Raw genomic sequence first — 20,594 nt, 5'->3', positions numbered from 1 at the left:
TCTTATGAAATCATTTTAGATAGTACTTTATTAAAAAAATCTACTTTTTAATAACTCCTTCATATTTAAAGGATGGAACATAGACTTTTGAGTTAGTTCCATTTTCTTGTATAAAAGCATTTTTTATTCCTAAAGATGCTGCGTAATCTATAAGAGATTCATAATGTTTAGGATTTAAAGGCTTATTTATTTCAGGATAATCACAAGACTTATTCATAGGAGTATATTGATTCATAATGCTTATATAAACATCATCTCCAAATTTAGAAAATATAGTGTCTATAACTTTCTTTGAGTCGAATAAAAGACCTGGAAGCATTAAATGTCTAATTATCATTCCCCTTAAAAGTTTACCATCCTCTGAAAATTTTGGAGAGCCTACCTGTCTAAACATTTCATCTAATACTAGAATTAAATTGTCTTTATAATTTTTTATCTTTGAATATTTAAGTGAATAATCATCCTTAAAGTATTTAAAATCAGGAAGATATACATCTATGTAACCATCTAATAGCTTTATTGTTTCTAAACTATCACAGCCATTAGTATTATAGAGAATAGGAATATTTAATCCTTTTTCTTTTGCTATTTTTAATGCTTCTAGTATTTGAACTGCATAATGTGTTGGAGTGACTAAGTTTATATTTTCAGCTCCCTTTTCTTGAAGCTCTAAAAAGATTTCTGCTAATCTTTTAATTGATATTTCAAGTCCTTTAAAATCTTGACTTATTTCATGGTTTTGGCAAAAAACACATTTAAGATTACAATGAGAAAAAAATACTGTTCCAGATCCATTCTTAAAGGAAATAGGAGGTTCTTCCCAATGATGAAGTTCTGCTCTAGCTACCTTAACTTTTTCACTAGCCTTACATACACCAAGAGATTTAAATCTATTAACTTTGCAGTTTCTAGTGCAAAGAGTACATTCTTTCAATAGTTCTTTATTTTCCATTAAAACACCTCTAATCTATATTCAATATTAATTATATTATATTTAATAAAATAAGAAAAATAATAAACAGATTTGAGTTATATAAGAGTGGAAAATACTTTTAGGTGACTTTTTTAGATTATTATTTAATTATTTAGCTATAGTTAATTTGAAAATATAAGATATTAACTACGTAATTAATAATTTTTTTACTTGAACTAAGGATTAGCTAATATTAAAATTAATAAAACTGAAAAATTTATTATGAAGTTAATATATTCAAATAGTTTAAAAAAAGAAGGAATTTTTGAAACTTTAGAAAAATTATATATAAATAAATCTGGAGAAGTTATTAGAAATACAGAGGGTTAGATTAGGAGAGTATAAATGGAATATGGAGATATTAAATTCTTAGTAAGGAAAAGTTTAAATAAAGAAGAGTGTTTAAACATAAGGCTTAAGATTAAAGATGTTAATTTAAGAGAAATTCAGCTTTATAAGGGTAAAACAAAAATAAATAATATAAAGTGCATAGGTGAATTTTATTGTGATTCAAACTTTATATATATTAATAATAAAAGCAAAGATTTGATTTTAGAATATGAGGCTTTGGTAGGTAGCTTAGGAAAGCATGGAAATGGGGGAGAAATAGCAGAGGATTTAATAAGCTTTATGGGTGAACAAATACTTCTATTACCAGTTGAAATGCTTACAATGAATGATGATCTAAAGTTAAATTGTAGACTAGAAATAGACTTTACCAAACTTATAGAGGAGCTAAATAGTGAGGTTTATAGTAAAAAAGATTATAAAAGTATAATTCCTTTTAAAGAAAGTGATTTTAAGTCAAAGTGTGTAGATGTTACTTGGAGTAATATATATGAAATAATGAAATCTTCATATACCTTTGGTTTTTTTGAAGAAATAGTTTTAAAGGAAAACTATGGAGAAGTACATTTATATAGTAATATTGAAATTTCATTTTTAAATGACAGTATTAAAGGAGATATTGTAAGAAATATAAAGTATATTTGTGATTATTATTATAATTTATTTAAAATAGATTCTCTTAATAAGAAAGATTTAAATATAGTTTTACTTAGAAAGAGCAAAAAGAAAAACTCTTATATATTAGGTGGAAGCGGAAAAAATGTTATAAGTGCTACTTTTGATATGAATAAAAAAAGAGATTGGCAATTGTTATCTCATAGAATTTTTCATGCCTTTATGGATGATTCTTTAAAATCAAGAGTTTATCATCTTCCTCCAAATCTTTGGCTAACAGAGGGATTAGCTACTTATTATGAAAACTTGGCTTTACAATCCTTAGAAAATGGAATAAAAGAAAAACTAGCTATAAATTTTAAAAAAGAAATGGCAAATTTATATACTAGATATTTATACATGACTTTAAAAGAACCAAGTAGATTTAGAATAATTCCTATGGAAGAGGGAAGCATAGGAAGTCATGGTAAAATAGAGTTTTTACATTATACTAAGGCTCCATTATTAATATATTTTATAGAGAATTTAAAGAATTCATGTAGTAATAAAAATGAAATAATACAATATTTAATTAATAACAAAGACAAAAGTTTTTCTATGCAATCTCTTTTTTATAATCTACTAGGTTTTCAGTGTGATAGCTTTGCATCTAAATATTTATTTGGGAATAGTATAATTCCTTTATGGAATTTAAAAGAACATTTAGATGATAAAGATATTATTTTCACTTTACAGGAATATGAGTATATTTTGTGGACATGGTTTTTAGGAGAAGAAGAAAATTATATTCAAGATGATCTTAAGATATATAATAAAAAAGAGATTGAGGAAATCATAAGTTGTAGCAATATTAATATTTATAATGATTATCTAACAAAGGAAATTGAGTGTTATTCTAAGAAATTAAGCTTTTTACTAAAGATTTGGATTATTAGAAGTAATATATGCAATGTTTCTTTTCAAGATTCTAATATTAGATATAAACTTTTAAAAGATAAAGTGAATCTTAGAATTTGGAATGAATTTTTACAGAAATCTATAAAAAGTAAGGTGAATATTTAAGTAAAGGAATATATTAATTTTATGAAAGTTTAATATGTTAATTTAATTAGTATATTAAAATATAACTTTAACAGAATAATATAAATGAGCTTTTAGTAAATGTACTATTTTATTAACTTTATAATAAATACAGTATGGGTATATTTATTATATTTAAATAGAAAAATATATAAAGATAAAAGTTAAATATCAATAATTTCAATAAGGATATTTTATAAGAAATGAAATGCCATAAATAATAGTAATAGGTTATTTATGGTATAATAATTATATTTGATAGTGGTAATATTTTTGTTTACAACTTTAAAGAATCTGATATAATAGAGTTTGTTATTTAAAATGAAATATTTTATTGCTATGATGAAGAAGAGTATATAAAGCAATTGTTTTAAAGCGATTTAGGGAGGGTGAGAGCCTAAAAAATAATCTTATAGAAAGAAGCTTCGGAGCTTAGACTGAAAATCTTAAGATTTAAGGAGTAGGTCTAGGGGTAATTCCCTTAATTGATTATGAGTGAGTTAGCTTAGCTAACTAATTTAGGTGGTAACGCGGAAGTTAAGTCTTTCGTCCTAATTTTTAGGACGAAAGACTTTTTTTTATTACATAAATTTAGAAAGGAAAGTGAAAAGAATGAGTTATGAAAATTTAGCTAATTTAATATTCCCAAACATAGACAAAACACCGGAATATTATTTTGAAAAATACCCAAAGAGAGATTTAAAAGATGGTGCTAAAGTATTAAGATATGCACCAAGTCCAACTGGATTTCAGCATATAGGAGGAGTTTTTGCTTCATTAATAAATGAAAGATTAGCTCATCAAAGTGATGGAATCTTCTACTTAAGAATAGAAGATACTGATCAAAAGAGAGAAGTTGAAGGTGCTATAGATGATACTATAAAAACTATGCATAACTTTGGAATGGATTTTGATGAAGGAATAACTGGTGAAAATTCAGAAAAGGGAGCTTATGCACCATATAAACAAAGTGAAAGAGCTGATATCTATAGAGCTTTTGTTAAAGACCTTTTAAGAAAAGGATTAGCTTATCCATGCTTTATGACTTCTGAAGAATTAGAAGCTTTAAGAGAAAAACAAATTGCAGAAAAATTAACTCCAGGATGTTATGGAGAGTTTGCTAAATATAGAGATTTATCACCAGAAGAGGCTATAAAAAGAATTGAATCTGGTGAAAATTATGTTATAAGAATGAAGTCACCTGGAAATCCTGAAAAGAGAGTTGTTGCTCATGACATGATAAAGGGAGAGGTTTCATTCCCAGAAAATCTTCAAGATGTAGTAATAATAAAAGGTGATGGTCTTCCAACTTATCACTTTGCTCATGCTATAGATGATACATTAATGAGAACTACTCATGTTATAAGAGGAGAAGAATGGTTATCATCACTTCCAATACATCTTCAAATGTTTGAAGTTTTAGGAGTAGAAGCACCTAAGTATGCTCATATTCCAACAATAATGAAAATGGATGGAAGTTCAAAAAGAAAATTATCAAAGAGAAAAGATCCAGAAAGTGCAGTAAGTTATTACAGCGAAAAAGGATATCCATCTCAATCAGTTATTGAATATCTTTTAAATATAATAAACTCAGCTTTTGAAGAATGGAGAGCTGAAAATCCAGATGCAGATTATCATGATTACAAAGTTGAACTAGATAAAATGAGTAAGAGTGGAGCTTTATTTGATTTAGTTAAATTAAATGATGTAAGTAAAGATGTTATATGTAAAATGAAACCAGAAGTAGTTTATGATTTATATACAAACTGGGCTAAAGAATATGATAAAGAAATGTATGATTTAGTTACTTCTAAAGAATCTATGATGAAAGAAGTATTCAATATAGATAAAGAAGGTCCAAAGCCAAGAAAAGACTTTGCTAAATGGGATGAAGTAAGAGAAAAAATATTCTATTTCTTTGATGAGTTATTTGATAAGGAAACAGCTAATGATGTTGAATTACCAAAAACTTTAGAATTAGAAGAAGCTAAAAGAATAATAGAAGCTTATGCAAAAGCATATAATTTCAATACAGATAAGGATACTTGGTTCTCAGATTTAAAAGAAGTTGCTGTAGAATTAGGATATGCTACTGATAGAAAGAAATATAAAAAGAATCCAGAAGAATACAAAGGAATGGTTTCTGATGTTGCGGGAGCTGTAAGAGCAGCTTTAACACATAGAGCTAATACTCCAGACCTTTATACAATAATGCAAATTATGGGAGAAGAAGAAGTAAGAGAAAGATTCCAAAAATTCTTAGCTTTATAATTTGATTTTAAGAATTTTAATACAACGCTAAATAAAAGACTTGCAATGTTAATTTATTGGTGGTATTATAATAACATAATAGAAAAGCTTTAAAAGATGAATAAAATTTTCCTTAAACTTAAAGAAAATTTTTATTAATCCATTTAAATCTTTAAATTTAAGGAGGATGTCAAAATGGCAGATAAAACATTAAAATGTAAAGACTGTGGAGCAGAGTTCATATTCACTGAGGGAGAGCAAGCTTTCTACAAAGAAAAAGGATTTGAAAATGATCCAGTAAGATGTTTAGATTGTAGAAGAGCAAGAAAAGCTCAAAGAAACAATAGATAATAATTTGTTTATTATAAGGTTGTAAGATTAGTCTTACAACCTTTTTTTATGTTTATACTGCTTTTAAGTGAGTATTATAATTAAATTTTGGAGGATTTTATATGGAAGTATATACTATAGGACATTCTAATTATGATTTAAGTAGACTTGTTGATATGCTAAATAAATATAACATAAATTGTGTAGTAGATATAAGAGGAATACCTTATTCTAAATATAATGTACAATACAATAAAGAAACAATTCAAAAAACTTTAAGTGACTTAGGATTTACATATATCTATATGGCAAAGGAATTTGCAGCAAAGAGAGAGAGTAAAATATCTTACAATAAAGATGGCTATGCTGATTTTCATAAGGTTATTAATGAGGAATCTTTTAAAAATGGAATAGAGAGACTTAAAATAGGAATAAGTAAAGGATATAGAATAGCTTTATTAGGTGCTATGCAGGAACCTATAAGATGTCATAGGAGTATATTAGTTGGAAGAGAATTAGAAAAGCATGGATTTAAGGTTAATCATATACTCCATGATTATTCAATATGTAATCAAAGAGAAATAGAAAATATGCTTTTAGATAAGTACTTTAAGGATAGGAGGCAAATCACAATAGATTCACTTATAGGTAATGAAAAGAATGAAGATGAAATGATAGAAGAAGGATATGACTTAGCGAATAAAGAAATTGGATATAGAATGGAAAAGATAAAATAGAATTTTGTGGTAAATGCTATTTTATCTTTTATTTACTAGTTTAATATTTTCAATTATTAACAAAATTCTCAATGGTTTTTCTAAGTACAGTTTCTATTAAGTAATAAATAGATTTTTTAGTAATTATTTATTTGAAATTGCTTGAAAAATTTCTAAGAAAAATTCTTCAAGTTCATTTATTTTCTTTTCAAGATTACATACACGCTTTTCTAAAGATTCAGTACTGTTATTTTCTAAGGAATCAGAATTTATATTTTTTATAAAATCAGAATTAAGGTTTAGATCTTTAAAGTCTTTTTTTAAGTATTCTAAGGAATATTCCTCTGAATTTAAAAAACTTATTTCATTTAAGTAATAATTTACTTTAGGAAATCTTCTTATACCTTTAAAATTTTTAGGAATTTTTATTTCAAAAGGTAACTTACTTTTATTATTAAGGTAATAAGAATTTGTCTCTAAATTATTAGGTACAGAAAGTTTTTCTATAGCAACTTCATCTAAACTATTACTATTAGTAGATTCTATATTAAATTTTTTATTATTTAAATTATCAGTAGATTCTTTCTTTATAGAAGAGGATTGATTTTCTTTCTTTTTTACTAAAAATATTTTAGAAAACCTATCTTTTACATGTGAAATTAGCCTTTTAAAGATAGATTTTTTAATTTTTTTTCTTCTAGCTGTTCTAGAGATTTTAGGTATTTCTAAAGTCATACTTTGAGAAGATTTGGTATTATATTCTGTATTATCTTTCTTAGAAATACTAACTTCTTCAATTGGTTTAATTTCAGGCAATAATATATTATTAGTTTCAATATTTTTTATGTTTAATTTTTCGTTTATAGAATCTATTATAGATTGAACATCCTCACGTTCAAGTGTTGAAGGAATGGAGTTTTCACTTATTTCAATTGAATGTTTTATATTTATTGAAGTAGATGTTTCTTTAGATTTTTTAAAATATCCATCTATATTGTCAAATAAAAAACCTTCTTCATTCATGAATTTTAGTATATCTTTCTTTTGTATATCTATTTTTTTTGAAAGTTCTTTAAGAGAAATTCCATCTAAAACTAAAGAGTTATTTATTAATTTGATTTTATCTGAATTGTTCATATTTTTAAAATTTATTTTTTTATTATTCATAATTTCTCACCCTTAAATACAAATATAAATTATGTCAATAGTAATGTGAGTTTTGCTATATTACAAAAGTTTCTAGAAATATTATAAAATAAAAAAATTTTTTTTGAAATATATTACAATTAAAATAGGAGAAAATTTCAAAGAATTTTACATAATATATATAATTTTTATATGTATCATAATTTAATTTTAATTTAATGAAGATTTTATTAAGAAAGATTGTTGCTAAAAAATACATACAAATGTAAAATAATATTATAAATAAATTAAAGTTATATTAAAAGGAGAATAAAGATGAAAATAGATGAATTAACAAAAAGAATAAATGAATTACACAAGAAGCTTAAAGAAGAAGGTTTATCAGAGGATGAACATAAAGAAAGAGAAGAACTTAGAAAAGAGTATATAAATAGATTTAAAAGCAACTTAAGAGAACAGTTAAAAGGAATTGAGCCGAAAAATAAGAAAAATTAAGGGTGATTTATGTGGGTGTTACAATAGAAAAGTTAATAAAGGACTTTAGTTTAGAAGTAATTCAAACTGGCGAAGAGAATGTCCCTATAAATGTTAGTGATGTAAATAGACCAGGATTACAATTAGCTGGCTTTTATAACTATTTTGCTCCAGAAAGAATTCAAGTTATAGGAAAAGCAGAATGGAGCTTTTTAGAAGATATGTCTCCAGATCTTAGAAAAAAGAGATTGAACAAATTTTTTTCATTTGATATATCTTGTCTTATAATAACTAGAGGGTTAGAGATACATGAGGAACTTTTAAAAGCAGCTAGAAAGAGAAGTTTATGGATTCTTAGAAGTGAAATGGTAACTACTAAGTTTATAAGCAAAATCACAATGTATTTATCAGATAAAATGGCTCCTGAGACAAGATTACATGGTGTTCTTGTTGATGTATATGGTATAGGAATGTTAATTACAGGGGAAAGTGGTATAGGTAAAAGTGAAACTGCATTAGAACTTATTAAAAGAGGACATAGATTAGTAACTGATGATGCTGTTGATATAAAAGAAATAGATGGAGATTTAATAGGTAGATCACCAGATATAACATTCGGAATGCTTGAAGTTAGGGGTATGGGAATAATAGATGTATCAGCATTATATGGATTAAGTTCAATTTTAAATTCTAAAGAGATAAAGATAATAATTGATTTTGAGCATTGGAAAGATGATGGAGATTATGATAGATTAGGTGTAAACGACGAATATCAAGATATATTAGGTGTTAAAGTTAAAAAATTAAGAGTTCCAATAAGACCTGGAAGAAATATAGCAGTAATAATAGAAGCTGCGGCAGCTAACTATAGATATCAACGTATGTCAGATATTTCACCGGTTGATATAATTGAAAAAAGAATGCTTGAAAGCATGGAAAAAGAGAGTAAAATTTAATAAAAAGTATAAACTATAATCATATCAGAATTAAAGGTGATGATATGGTTATATTTAATATTGAAGAAAATTTTAAAGTAGTTAAAGAATGGAAAAAGAATGAGTTTTTAGCATGGATTTTAATGGAAGAAGATGAAGTTAATCTTTTAGAAAAAATGTTTTCTTATGAGTGTATAAATGAATGTATTGATTATAAACAGGAACAAAGAATAGACTGTTTCAGGGATTATACATTTATTTTAATTAATGTAATAGAGCAAATTGAAAAGCAAATTATATCTAAAGAACTAGATATATTTTTAGGGAAGAGTTTTATAGTTACTGTTTATAAGAGTAAAATATCACTTCTATATGATTTAATTGAAGACATAAAAGAAGAAAAAAATTGTCAGCTATTTAAATTAGATAAGAGTCCATCTATTATTCTTTATTATATTTTAGATAGGTTAATAGTAAATAATTATAATATAATATCTAATTTAGAAACTGAAGGAGATAAGATTGAGTTAGAAATACTTAAAAATCCTGAAAGCAAACATTTAAATTCCTTATTATTTATAAGAAGAGAAGTCTATAAGCTTAGAAAACTAATAAAGCCAATTAGATATATTGGAGATACACTTGTTATAGATGAAAATGAAGTCATAGGAGAAGCGAATAAAGTTTATTTTAGAAATATAAATAGTAAAATAGAAAAATTAATTACATCATTAGATACATTATCACAGGAATTAGCCATTGTAAGAGAAGCATATGAGTCAGAACTAGCTAACAAGACAAATGAATTAATGAAGGTATTTACAATAATAACAGCAGTTTTTTTACCACTAGAATTAATAACAGCTATATTTTCTATGAGCTTTGAATGTATGCCTTTTAAAACATGTCCTTATGGGTTTTATATTTTAGTTATTATATTAAGTTTAATTGCATTAATCCTGTTATTGGTATTTAAAATAAGGAAATTTCTATAATTTTACAAAAGATTATCGGAAATATAAAATTTAATTAGAAGATAAAATAGATTGGAGGGCTATATTATGAAAGATATAAAAGTTTTAAAAAAAGAATATGAAAATGCATGGACAAAGTATGAAGAGCAGGATTTAAAAAAGTTATTTTCATTAAGTGATAGATATAGAGAGTTTATGTCAGTAGCGAAAACTGAGAGAGAATGTGTTAAGGTTTTAGCAGATATGGCAGAAAGTAAAGGATTTAAAAATTTTGATGAAGTTGTTAAAAATAAAGAAAAAGTTGAAGTTGGGGATAAACTTTATTCTATAAATATGGATAAAACAATAACTTTAATAAAATTAGGGTCAGAACTATTAGAAAATGGATTAAGAATAATAGGAGCTCACATAGATTCTCCAAGAATAGATGTTAAACAAAATCCATTATATGAAGATTCAGGATTAGCATTATTAGATACTCATTATTACGGAGGAATAAAAAAATATCAATGGGTAACTATACCATTAGCAATACATGGTGTTGTTATAAAAAAAGATGGTACTAAGGTAGATATTAAAATAGGTGAAGATGAAAATGATCCTGTTTTAGGAATTTCAGATCTTCTAGCCCATTTATCAGCAGATCAAATGGATAAAAAAGGAGCTAAAGTAGTAGAAGGAGAAGATTTAAATGTTTTAGTAGGAAGTATGCCATTAAAGGGAACTGATGAAAAAGAAGCTGTTAAGGCTAATATCTTAGTTTTATTAAATGAAAAATATGGTATAACTGAAGAGGATTTTGTATCAGCTGAATTAGAAGTAGTTCCTGCTGGTAAAGCAAGAGATTATGGTTTGGATAGAAGTATGATTTTAGCTTATGGACATGATGATAGAATATGTGCATATACATCAGCAGAAGCTTTAATGGAGTTAGAAAGTGTTGATAAAACATGTATAGCATTATTGGTTGATAAAGAAGAAATAGGTAGTGTTGGAGCTACAGGTATGCAATCAAGATTTTTTGAAAATTTAATTGCAGAACTTATGGATAGAAAAGGAGAATATTCTGAGTTGAAACTTAGAAGATGTCTTCAAAATTCAATGATGTTATCAGCTGATGTTACTGCAGCTTTTGATCCAAACTATCCTTCTGTATGTGAAAAGAAAAATACAGCTTATTTTGGACATGGAGTAGTGTTTAGCAAATATACAGGTGCTAGAGGAAAATCAGGTTGTAATGATGCTAATGCGGAATATATAGCTCATTTAAGAAGCATAATGGATAAGAATGGCGTTATATGGCAAACTGCAGAACTTGGAAAGGTAGATCAAGGAGGCGGTGGGACAATCGCTTATATCTTAGCTCAATACAATATGGAAGTTATTGACTGTGGAGTAGCATTACAAAATATGCATGCACCTTTAGAAGTAGCATCTAAAGCAGATTTATATGAAACTAAAAAATGTTATAAGGCATTTTTTGAAGAAGCATAGTTAACTATTGAATATAGGCTGTATCAAAATATCTAATATAAAATATAGAATTAGATTTGGAGATTATATTAGATAGATTTATGATACAGTCCTTTTTTATATTAAAATAATTTATTTGATAAGGATTTATATATGAATAAAGTATTAAAGGGGAATTTAGTTTTTTCAAGTATTCTCTTGATATTAACATTATTTTTTATAAAAAATTATAATGGTCAAAATATTTTCATTGCTTTAAGTTTGATTTTTTATATCCAAATAATATTTATAACAAGAGAATTTATTAAATACATAAATTTAGATGAAGCTAAAAAAGAAAATGTGAATTTTAATATAGAATATAATAAAAATAATTTTATTGAAAAAAATTTATTAAAGAAAAAAATTGATCAACTAAGAAATATTTATACTAGATTTGAAGTTAAGAATAATATTGAAATGTGGAATGGACCATATACAGTATTCCTAATTGATTTAAGGAAATTTAGTTTAATAAATGATACTTTGGGAAGAGATAAAGGTGACGAAGCTTTAAGGAATTTTGGTAAGGTTTTAAGTAATATATCAAAAAACTTATCTTGTAAAAATTTATATGGGGTATATGAAGGTGATGAGTTCTTAATTGCAATTAATAGCAATAATAAAAAAGATATACAAGAGCTTTTAAATAAGTTAGAAGCTTTAAAAAAATTAAATTTAAATAGCATTAATAAAGACATTGAGATTGAATTTAATATAGGCTATTCTATAAATTTAGGAAATAAAAGTTTTGAAGAAATAATTGAAGAAGTATTTTTTGCTAAAGAAATGGCTAAAAAGGACAGTTTTACTTCAGCTATAGAATATACAGATGCACTAGAGAGCATAAGGATAAATAATAATTTAATAAAAAAAGATATTAAAGAGGCATTGATAAATAAAAAGTTATATACTGTTTATCAACCACAAATATCATCATTGGATGATAAAATAAAGGGATATGAAACACTTATACGATGGGAACATGAATTATTAGGTTCTATACCAGCATGTGACATAGTTAAAACGTTAGAAGAAATAGATTCCATTAAAGATTTAGATTTATATGTTTTTGAATCAACCTGTAAATTTCAAAGTAGGTTAATTCAAAATAATATTTTTTTACAATGCTCAGTTAATATGTCAATAAATACTTTAAAACACAGAGGGATAGGATATGATATTTACAAAATAAGTAAAAAGTATAATCTTAAACCAGAAACTATTACTTTAGAGATTTTAGAGAATGTTGATATAGATGTTAATAGAAATGCTATAAATGAAATTATTAAGCTTAAAAAATATGGTTTTAAAATATCTATAGATGATTTTGGAAAAGGATATTCATCTATGAATAGATTATTAAAGATACCTTTTGATCAAATAAAAATACCAAAAGACTTTATATCAGATATACCTAATAATAAGTATATAGCTATAATAAATTCAATTTCAAATTTTGCTAAGAATCTAGGGGCTGAACTTGTTGTTGAGGGTGTTGAAAGTAAAGAATACTATGATTTTTTCAAATTATTAGATTTTGATATTATTCAGGGATTTTATTTCTCAAAGGCATTAAATGAGAAAGAGTTTTTAGAGTATGTAAATAATTTAGGGGTTAGTATATCGATAGAGCATTATTTAGATATATAATATATTTACTTTAATATTTAATTAGAGTTGGAATATTTTTGATATAATACAATTTAATTAAATTAAATAAGTATATTAATATATTATTATTTATTATATAATTAACAGTGTAAAGGGTTATAAGTAAAAAAGAAAATTTTAATAAAAATAAACATAAATATTTTGTTAAGAGAAAAAGGGGAGAGTCAAATGAAAATAGCACTAATAGCACATGATAAGAAAAAAGAGGAAATGATAGAGCTTGTAAAAGAATTTGAAAATAAGTTAAGTAAACATATACTTGTTGCAACAGGTACTACAGGACTTAAAGTTATGCAAAATACATCTTTAGAAGTTAAAAGGTGTAAGAGTGGCCCACTAGGAGGAGATCAAGAAATTGGAGCAATGGTAGCAAATCATGATGTTGACATGGTAATCTTCTTAAGAGATCCACTAACGGCTCAGCCTCATGAACCAGATATAAGTGCATTACTTAGACTTTGTGATGTTTACAAGATTCCATTAGCTACAAATACGGAAAGTGCTAAGCTTATAATGACTGATATTTAGCTAAAATATAATAGAAATTTGAATAAAAGATACTTTTTTATATTAAGTGACTTCATGGTTAAGAAATAAAAATTCAGTGAATAAACAATATAAATAGGTATTTTTTTATTAGATATAACTATAAAATAGTAATTAAGAATATAATAATTTTTAAAATTTTATAAAAGCAAGTGGCTATACTATTGGGACTATAGAATTAAAATATTATAAAACAAAGAAAATTACAAAAGAAATAATTAATTTATAAGTAGAATAAGAGAATAAATGGAAATAATCCATTGAATTTAAATTTTTGCTGTATTAAAATTAAAGTATCAGAATTAATGTGTTGAAGAATAGGAGATGTTTTATATGGCAAAAGAAATAATAAAAACAAACAAAGCACCAGGTGCAATTGGACCTTATTCACAAGGAATAAAAATAGGGGATTTTGTTTATACTTCAGGGCAAATTCCACTAAATCCTGAAACAGGGTTAATGGCAGAATCAATTGAAGAACAAACAGCTCAATCTTTAGAAAATGTAAAAGCTATTCTAGAATCTGCTGGAATTTCTATGGATAAAGTAATAAAAACTACAGTATTCTTAAGTGACATGAATGATTTTGCAAGAATGAATGAGGTGTATGCTACCTATTTTACAGAAAATCAACCAGCAAGAAGTGCTGTAGAGGTTGCTAAATTACCTAAAGATGCTAAAATAGAGATTGAAGTTATAGCTACTTTAAAATAGGTTCTATATCTTCATAATTAGCAACATAGGGGAGAGTTTACTTATGAATTATAAGACTATAGGAGTTTGTGCTAAGGAGATTAATTTTGAAATCGAAGACAATAAAATAAAAAGTGTTAACTTTGTTAATGGATGTCCAGGAAACTTAATGGGAGTTTCTATACTCGTTGAAGGAATGGATGTTGACGAAGCTATTTCAAAATTAAAAGGAAAGATTGTAGAGGAAAAGGAACATCTTGTCCAGATCAACTTGCAAAAGCTTTAGAAGAATATAAGAAAAGCTTATAATAAGTACAAAGAGCAGATAGTTTAAGTAAATTTTGCTTAAGTTAATATATTTCTCTAAATAAAAAAGGTGATTATATAAATTTTATATAATCACCTTTTATTTTATTTATAGTAAGTCATTTGATAAAGCAGCTGCTTTAGATAGTTTATTATCTATTGCTATTATTATTTGTCCTGCTTTAGAAGTATCACCAACTATAATTCCTCCAACTAAGATGTTATCTTTGAAGAATAGTTTAGTATATTGACCTTTTGATACATCTTTAGAACTTATTTTTTCATAAGAAGAATCATTAAATCTTATTAATCCAGCTGAAAATACATGAGTATTTAAAGCATCTAATATTATAGATGGTGTAAAGTTTTCAAATACTTTTTCAGCTCCACATGCATTAGCACCAGCAGTTTTACCCATTTCTATAGCTGCAGGCCAGTTTCCATAAACAATACCATTAAATTCAGCTACATCTCCACAAGCATAGATATCTTTAACACTTGTTTCCATTCTTTCGTTAACAATAACACCTCTATTGCATTCAATTCCAGATTCTTTAGCTAATTCTATATTACTTCTAATACCTGTTGAAACTAGAAGAATGTCAGCATCTAAAGTTTTTCCACTCTTTAAGTTTAAAGCAGTTAATTTACCATCTTTAGTTATTATTTCAGTACATTCTTCTGATGTTAAGAATGTTATTCCACAATCAGAAACTTGCTCTCTAAATATATCAGCACCTTCTTGATCTAATTGGTTATTCATAAGATTTGGTAAGAATTCAACTACTGTAACTTCTAATCCAGCAAGTTTCATTTCCCAAGCTGCTTCTAATCCAAGAGGACCAGCACCTATAACAACAGCTTTTTTAGCTTGTTTCATTTCTTCTTTAACATCAAAAGTATCTTTTAAATCTTTAATAGAGTAGATACCTTTAAATTCATGAATATTTTCACTATTTAAAGAAACCTCTTCATTATTATTTTTAACTTTAAATGGTGGAATAAAGTTATGGCTACCATTAGCTAATATAAGTTTAGTATATGGTATTTCAGTACCGTCTTTTAAAATTACTTTTTTATTATCTTTATCTATAGAAGTAACAGTAACTCCTAGTAGTTCTTCTATATTATTTTCTTTATACCAAGAAGATTTAGCTAAGTAGAAAGTATCTAAATTCATTTCTTGACTTAAAAGGTCTGAAAGATTTGGTCTTGAGTAAGAAGATACTTCTTCACTTGAAAGTAATTTAACAGAAGCTGTACTGTTTATTTCTCTTATTGTTTTAGCAGCGTAGAATCCAGCAGCTCCATTACCTATAATAACAAAGTTATCATTAGTATCATTCTTTTCAAAAGTGTCCATTTCTACTTCTATAAAGTGTTCTTTTCCAGCTCCACAAACAGGGCAAATATCAGGACACACTGGGCTTTCGAATATTTCACCACAAACTAAGCATTTCCAGTATCTTGTTTTACCATTTCCAGTTAATACTTCTTTAGATTCTGTAGAGTTATTTGGAGCATAATCAAGTTCTTTTTCTCCAAACATAGTTCTTGAGAAATCTCTACCAAATTCAAAAGCTTCTTTTAATTCAGTTACTGATGGTTTAAACTTAATTCTTAAACCAGGTCCAAATATATTCATTCTTAATTCTTTTAATCTAGATTCTATTCTTGGAACAGCTTCACCACTCCAACCATATGAACCGAAGGCAGCAGCATATTTTCCTCCATGAATAATAGGATTTAAGTTAGCTAAAAGAATTCTAATAGGAGGTAATAATTCTCCAACTATTGTTGGTGATCCAAATAATATACCATCTGAGTCTGTTATATCAGCTAATGCATCTTCTTGTTTACTATAAGTTAAATCATATAATTTAACTTCAACATTGTGTTCAGATTGTAACCCTTTAGCTATTTCTTCAGCTAATTCTTTAGTATAGCCATAAGCTGATACGTAAGGAATAGTAACTTTCTTATCTCCATTTATTTTAGGTTCTACTGGAGTACTCCATTCTTTATAAGTATTTATTATCTTCCAAGGATCTTGTCTAAGAATAGGACCGTGACCAGGACATACAAGCTCTATATTTAAATCTTTAATCTTATCTATAGCTTTTAAAACATATGGTTTATATGGTCCGAAGATACAGTCATAGTAGTATCTTAAGGCATCTAAATATTCTTCTTCGTTAGGAATTAAGTCATTAAATATTTCTTCGCAAGAGTAGTGGCTTCCAAAAGAGTCACAAGTTATTAAAGTTTTATCTTCTGGAATATAAGTGTATATTGAATCTGGCCAATGTAAAAATGGTGCAGAGATAAATTGTAATGTTTTATTTCCTAATGAAATTGTGTCATTGTCTCCAACAATTATATACTCAAAATCTTTATTAACTATATCTTTTAAAAATTCTATAGCTTGCATTGAACCTACAACTTTAGCTTGAGGAGATAATTCAAGTAATTTTTCAACAGATCCAGCATGGTCAGGTTCTGTATGATCAACAACTATGTAATCTATTGATTTAGGATCAACACCTAAGCTATTAAGTTTTGATAGATAATCGTCAAAACATTTTTCTTTTACTGTTTCAAATACAGCTAATTTTTCACTTCCTTTAACAACATATGAGTTGTAAGTAGTTCCGTAAGGAGTGTACATAATAATATCAAAAACTCTTAATTCAGGATCTAAAGATCCAACCCAATAAATATCTTTTTTTACTTCTAAATAATTCATAAAAACACCACCTAATATATGTTAAAAGTATAACAATCGAAATCAGTTAATACTAATTATTAATTAATAATTAGTACCTATAATTAAATTATATTCTTTTTCATTGAAATGTAAATACTTTTTTAAATAAAAATTAAATTATTTAAAGTTATAAAAAATAATGGTAATTTGACAGTTAAATCATATTACCACTATTTTAATCGTTAATACTGTTGTTTTTTATTACAATTATATTTTTTAAGAAATTTTTCAAGGTATTCTTTTGGCATGCTCATACATCCAATATGACCATGTCTTTCATCTCCTTCATGATCACCATGAAAATCTGAACCACATGTTATAAGAAGATCATGATGAACTGCATATGAAATAAAGAAGTCAGTATCTTTTTTAGTATTTTGATAGTAAATAGCTTCTATACCATCGAAAGGAAATTCCATAACTTCTTGTACTGGAACTCTTTTTATAAGCTTTGGATGAGCAAGTACTGTTATAGCATTATTAGATTTTAATATATTTATTCCTTCTTCTACAGAGATTTTTTTGTTAGGAACATAGGCTGGACTATCATTTCCTATAAAGTTATCAAATATATATTCCCAATCATAAGGATAACCAGCTTCTATTATACATTGAGCTATATGAGGTCTAGCAACAACACCTTTTCCTTTTGCTAAGACATCTTTATAATCAAGTTTAATATTAAAATATTTTTCTAAATTAGCTACGATTTTTTTTGCTCTACCTATTCTAGAGTCCTTTAATTCCTTTAAGAAGTTTTGAAAATCTTCTGACTTATAAGAATCATCTCTAAAATATCCTAATATATGAACTGTAGAACCCTTATGTTCACAACTAAGTTCTATTCCAGGAATAAACTTAATACCTAGTTCTTTTGCAGCTTCTTTTGCTTCATCAAGACCAGAAGTTATATCATGATCTGTTAAAGCTATTAATGATATACCAGCTTTTTTAGCTTCAGTGATTATCTCTTTTGGAGATAGTGTTCCGTCAGAAGCTAATGAGTGACAATGAAATTCTGCATTAATATTAATAGTAAACCCTCCTTTAAAACTGAAAAAGTTAATTTATGTATAAAATAATTATTTGAATAATATTGTTAATTTTATAAAATTTATAGTATAAATATTTTAACACAGAAATGAAAATAAAATAAATTAATTTTTAAATTTAAATTGAGTTATAATAATATTTTATATTTTTAATTAGAAGATTCAAATATATAAATGGTATAAAATTCATATTTTTTTTTAGATGTTTTTGATATAATGATTTTAAACTAAATATTTTAGAGGTGAATTAATGTTTTTAATGATAGATAACTATGATTCCTTCGTGTTTAATTTGCTTAGATATTTTAAGGAATTAAATGAGGATGTAAAGATAAAGAGGAATGATAAAATAACTATAGAAGAAATAAAAAGATTGAATCCAGAAGGAATAATAATCTCTCCAGGACCTAAAGCACCTAAGGATATGAAGGAATGTTTAGGTATTATAGAGGAATTTAAAGGGAAGATTCCTATTTTAGGGGTATGTCTTGGTCACCAATGTATTGGATATTCTTTTGGAAGTAAAATAAAAAAAGGGAATTTCCCAGTTCATGGAAAAGTGAGTAAAATAACTCATGACGGAAAAGGAATTTTTAAGGGAATCAAAAATAATATAAATGTAACTAGGTATCATTCTTTAGTAGTTGATAGAAATTCTTTAGGAGAAGATTTAGAGATAACTGCCCTAAGTGATGATGGGGTGGTTATGGGTATAAGACATAAAAAGTACAACATAGAAGGAGTTCAGTTTCATCCAGAGGCTGTTTTAACTGAATATGGACATGAAATGCTTAAAAACTTTATTAGAAATGCTAGACAATTTAACTTTATGGAAAGGTGATCAATTTGAATTTTGAAATTAAGGAAATAGAAAATAAACTTGAACCACATGAAGTATATTCTTTATTTAAAGATGAAATAAATAGTATATTTTTAGATAGTTCAAAGGAAGATAGTGAATTTTCTTTATATTCATTTATAGGATTAAGTCCTTTTAAAAAATTTAGTTCAAAGGGAAATGAGATTTTTATAGATGAAAAATTAATCTTAGGAGATCCTTTTGAAAAATTAGAAGAGCTTATTAAGGAATATAAAATAAATTATGAGAGTAAAATACCTTTTTTAGGAGGAGCTATTGGGTACTTTTCTTATGATATAGGAAGAGTTATTGAAAACATACCTAAAAGTGCTTATGATGACGTATGTATTCCAGATAGTTATTTTTTATTTTATGATAATGTAATAATATTTGATTTAAAAAGCAAAAAAACATATATAACAGCCCTAGGAATTAAGGAAGAGCCAGAAAAAAGTATAAATAATATTTATGAAAGAATAAAAAACAAGAATATAAATTTCAATATAATTTTAGATAAAAATACTGAGTTTACCTCAAATTTTTCAAGAGAAGAATATATAAATTCAGTAAAAAAGGTTAAAGAGTACATAAAAGAAGGGCATACATATATTGCAAACTTAACACAGAGATTTTCTTGTGATTTTAATTCTGATTCTTTTGATACATATATAAGTTTAAGAAGTATAAACAAAGCACCTTTTTCTTGTTATTTAAATTTAGACGGTTTTCAAATTATAAGTTCTTCACCTGAGAGATTTTTAAAGGTGTTTAATAATAAGATTGAAACAAGACCAATTAAAGGAACAAGACCAAGGGGAAAAGATAAATTAGAGGATGAAAAGAATAAAAAAGAACTTTTAAATAGTGAAAAGGATAAGTCAGAGCTTTTAATGATTGTTGATCTAGAACGAAATGACTTAAGTAAAGTGTGCAAACCTTTTTCTGTTAAGGTTACAGAATTATTTAAATTAGAGGAATATGATACAGTATTTCACTTAGTTTCAACAGTTATAGGAGAATTAAATGATGAGGTTAGCTCTATAAAATGTATAAGAGAATGTTTTCCAGGAGGTTCTATAACAGGTGCTCCTAAAATAAGAAGTATGGAGATAATAGAGGAATTAGAAGGGGTTAGAAGAGGAATATATACTGGAGCTATAGGTTATTTTGATTTAAGAGGAAATTGTGATTTTAATATAGTAATAAGAACAATATTAGTAAAAGATAATAAAGCCTATTTTGGAGTAGGTGGGGGTATAACTATTGAATCAGAAGAAGAGATGGAGTATGAGGAAACTTTGGATAAGGCAAAGGCTTTAATGAGAGTATTATAATTTTAGGTTG

Annotated in this window: 17 protein-coding genes, 1 pseudogene and 1 other annotated feature; of the genes and pseudogenes, 14 read left to right on the top strand and 4 right to left on the bottom strand. The window is 26.1% G+C overall.

Annotated elements, in window-relative coordinates; genetic code table 11:
* Positions 1-40: 40 nt before the first annotated feature.
* Positions 41-952, bottom strand: coding sequence for a radical SAM protein (locus tag Q1J60_RS06210; protein WP_300259643.1), 912 nt, complete (start codon positions 950-952; stop codon positions 41-43).
* A 366-nt stretch (positions 953-1,318) separates the two neighbouring features.
* Here Q1J60_RS06210 and Q1J60_RS06205 point away from each other — a divergent pair, with 366 nt between their 5' ends.
* The 4 genes from Q1J60_RS06205 (at position 1,319) to Q1J60_RS06190 (ending at position 6,333) form a co-directional block, all read left to right on the top strand.
* On the top strand, positions 1,319-2,998 hold the full coding sequence (locus Q1J60_RS06205) for a hypothetical protein (protein WP_300259641.1): 1,680 nt from the start codon (positions 1,319-1,321) through the stop codon (positions 2,996-2,998).
* A 348-nt stretch (positions 2,999-3,346) separates the two neighbouring features.
* Positions 3,347-3,573 (top strand) — a binding site (T-box leader).
* A 55-nt stretch (positions 3,574-3,628) separates the two neighbouring features.
* Positions 3,629-5,287, top strand: coding sequence for a glutamate--tRNA ligase (gene gltX, locus Q1J60_RS06200; RefSeq protein ID WP_300259639.1), 1,659 nt, complete (start codon positions 3,629-3,631; stop codon positions 5,285-5,287).
* A gap of 174 nt (positions 5,288-5,461) precedes the next feature.
* Positions 5,462-5,617, top strand: coding sequence for a zinc-ribbon domain-containing protein (locus Q1J60_RS06195; protein ID WP_300259637.1), 156 nt, complete (start codon positions 5,462-5,464; stop codon positions 5,615-5,617).
* A 101-nt stretch (positions 5,618-5,718) separates the two neighbouring features.
* Complete coding sequence (locus Q1J60_RS06190) at positions 5,719-6,333, top strand: DUF488 domain-containing protein (protein ID WP_300259635.1); 615 nt, start codon at positions 5,719-5,721, stop codon at positions 6,331-6,333.
* 123 nt (positions 6,334-6,456) lie between these two features.
* Here the strand turns inward: Q1J60_RS06190 and Q1J60_RS06185 are convergent, their stop codons facing one another.
* Positions 6,457-7,479, bottom strand: a complete 1,023-nt coding sequence (locus tag Q1J60_RS06185) for a hypothetical protein (RefSeq protein WP_300259633.1) — start codon at positions 7,477-7,479, stop codon at positions 6,457-6,459.
* Positions 7,480-7,773: 294 nt separating this feature from the next.
* Between Q1J60_RS06185 and Q1J60_RS06180 the strand changes: the two genes are divergently transcribed.
* From Q1J60_RS06180 to Q1J60_RS06145, 8 genes and pseudogenes are all read left to right on the top strand, one after another.
* Complete coding sequence (locus tag Q1J60_RS06180) at positions 7,774-7,953, top strand: DUF896 domain-containing protein (protein ID WP_300259632.1); 180 nt, start codon at positions 7,774-7,776, stop codon at positions 7,951-7,953.
* An 11-nt stretch (positions 7,954-7,964) separates the two neighbouring features.
* Positions 7,965-8,888: an HPr(Ser) kinase/phosphatase gene (gene hprK / locus Q1J60_RS06175; RefSeq protein ID WP_300259630.1), complete on the top strand. Its 924-nt coding sequence runs from the start codon at positions 7,965-7,967 to the stop codon at positions 8,886-8,888.
* Positions 8,889-8,932: 44 nt separating this feature from the next.
* The gene (locus tag Q1J60_RS06170; RefSeq protein ID WP_300259628.1) at positions 8,933-9,862 is read left to right on the top strand and encodes a magnesium transporter CorA family protein; all 930 of its coding nucleotides are present in this window, start codon (positions 8,933-8,935) and stop codon (positions 9,860-9,862) included.
* A gap of 66 nt (positions 9,863-9,928) precedes the next feature.
* Positions 9,929-11,335 (top strand): aminopeptidase, encoded by a 1,407-nt coding sequence (locus Q1J60_RS06165; protein ID WP_300259627.1) that lies wholly within the window; start codon positions 9,929-9,931, stop codon positions 11,333-11,335.
* A 132-nt stretch (positions 11,336-11,467) separates the two neighbouring features.
* Positions 11,468-13,006, top strand: a complete 1,539-nt coding sequence (locus tag Q1J60_RS06160) for an EAL domain-containing protein (protein WP_300259625.1) — start codon at positions 11,468-11,470, stop codon at positions 13,004-13,006.
* Positions 13,007-13,195: 189 nt separating this feature from the next.
* Complete coding sequence (locus Q1J60_RS06155; RefSeq protein ID WP_300259623.1) at positions 13,196-13,555, top strand: methylglyoxal synthase; 360 nt, start codon at positions 13,196-13,198, stop codon at positions 13,553-13,555.
* A gap of 351 nt (positions 13,556-13,906) precedes the next feature.
* Positions 13,907-14,287: a RidA family protein gene (locus Q1J60_RS06150; RefSeq protein WP_300259621.1), complete on the top strand. Its 381-nt coding sequence runs from the start codon at positions 13,907-13,909 to the stop codon at positions 14,285-14,287.
* A gap of 43 nt (positions 14,288-14,330) precedes the next feature.
* Positions 14,331-14,575, top strand: a pseudogene (locus Q1J60_RS06145) (TIGR03905 family TSCPD domain-containing protein).
* Between the two features lie 106 nt (positions 14,576-14,681).
* Here the strand turns inward: Q1J60_RS06145 and Q1J60_RS06140 are convergent.
* Positions 14,682-17,318, bottom strand: coding sequence for an FAD-dependent oxidoreductase (locus Q1J60_RS06140; protein ID WP_300259619.1), 2,637 nt, complete (start codon positions 17,316-17,318; stop codon positions 14,682-14,684).
* 203 nt (positions 17,319-17,521) lie between these two features.
* Positions 17,522-18,373, bottom strand: coding sequence for a PHP domain-containing protein (locus tag Q1J60_RS06135; RefSeq protein ID WP_300259688.1), 852 nt, complete (start codon positions 18,371-18,373; stop codon positions 17,522-17,524).
* A 268-nt stretch (positions 18,374-18,641) separates the two neighbouring features.
* On the opposite strand from Q1J60_RS06135, the gene Q1J60_RS06130 reads away from it, so the two are divergent.
* The gene (locus Q1J60_RS06130) at positions 18,642-19,232 is read left to right on the top strand and encodes an anthranilate synthase component II (RefSeq protein WP_300259617.1); all 591 of its coding nucleotides are present in this window, start codon (positions 18,642-18,644) and stop codon (positions 19,230-19,232) included.
* A gap of 5 nt (positions 19,233-19,237) precedes the next feature.
* On the top strand, positions 19,238-20,584 hold the full coding sequence (gene pabB / locus Q1J60_RS06125; RefSeq protein ID WP_300259615.1) for an aminodeoxychorismate synthase component I: 1,347 nt from the start codon (positions 19,238-19,240) through the stop codon (positions 20,582-20,584).
* The last annotated feature ends 10 nt before the right edge of the window (positions 20,585-20,594 follow it).

It is taken from the genome of Clostridium sp. (genome assembly GCF_029258205.1).
Classification (GTDB): domain Bacteria; phylum Bacillota; class Clostridia; order Clostridiales; family Clostridiaceae; genus Sarcina.
The sequence above is the reverse complement of the archived record's forward strand: the minus strand, read 5'-3'. Positions and strand labels throughout refer to the sequence as shown.

Excerpts from the sequence above, each read along its gene's own strand:
- Q1J60_RS06210 (WP_300259643.1), bottom strand. The coding sequence starts at position 952 with ATGGAAAATAAAGAACTATTGAAAGAATGTACTCTTTGCACTAGAAAC.
- Q1J60_RS06205 (WP_300259641.1), top strand. The coding sequence starts at position 1,319 with ATGGAATATGGAGATATTAAATTCTTAGTAAGGAAAAGTTTAAATAAA.
- gltX (WP_300259639.1), top strand. The coding sequence starts at position 3,629 with ATGAGTTATGAAAATTTAGCTAATTTAATATTCCCAAACATAGACAAA.
- Q1J60_RS06195 (WP_300259637.1), top strand. The coding sequence starts at position 5,462 with ATGGCAGATAAAACATTAAAATGTAAAGACTGTGGAGCAGAGTTCATA.
- Q1J60_RS06190 (WP_300259635.1), top strand. The coding sequence starts at position 5,719 with ATGGAAGTATATACTATAGGACATTCTAATTATGATTTAAGTAGACTT.
- Q1J60_RS06185 (WP_300259633.1), bottom strand. The coding sequence starts at position 7,479 with ATGAATAATAAAAAAATAAATTTTAAAAATATGAACAATTCAGATAAA.
- Q1J60_RS06180 (WP_300259632.1), top strand. The coding sequence starts at position 7,774 with ATGAAAATAGATGAATTAACAAAAAGAATAAATGAATTACACAAGAAG.
- Q1J60_RS06170 (WP_300259628.1), top strand. The coding sequence starts at position 8,933 with ATGGTTATATTTAATATTGAAGAAAATTTTAAAGTAGTTAAAGAATGG.
- Q1J60_RS06165 (WP_300259627.1), top strand. The coding sequence starts at position 9,929 with ATGAAAGATATAAAAGTTTTAAAAAAAGAATATGAAAATGCATGGACA.
- Q1J60_RS06160 (WP_300259625.1), top strand. The coding sequence starts at position 11,468 with ATGAATAAAGTATTAAAGGGGAATTTAGTTTTTTCAAGTATTCTCTTG.
- Q1J60_RS06155 (WP_300259623.1), top strand. The coding sequence starts at position 13,196 with ATGAAAATAGCACTAATAGCACATGATAAGAAAAAAGAGGAAATGATA.
- Q1J60_RS06150 (WP_300259621.1), top strand. The coding sequence starts at position 13,907 with ATGGCAAAAGAAATAATAAAAACAAACAAAGCACCAGGTGCAATTGGA.
- Q1J60_RS06140 (WP_300259619.1), bottom strand. The coding sequence starts at position 17,318 with ATGAATTATTTAGAAGTAAAAAAAGATATTTATTGGGTTGGATCTTTA.
- Q1J60_RS06130 (WP_300259617.1), top strand. The coding sequence starts at position 18,642 with ATGTTTTTAATGATAGATAACTATGATTCCTTCGTGTTTAATTTGCTT.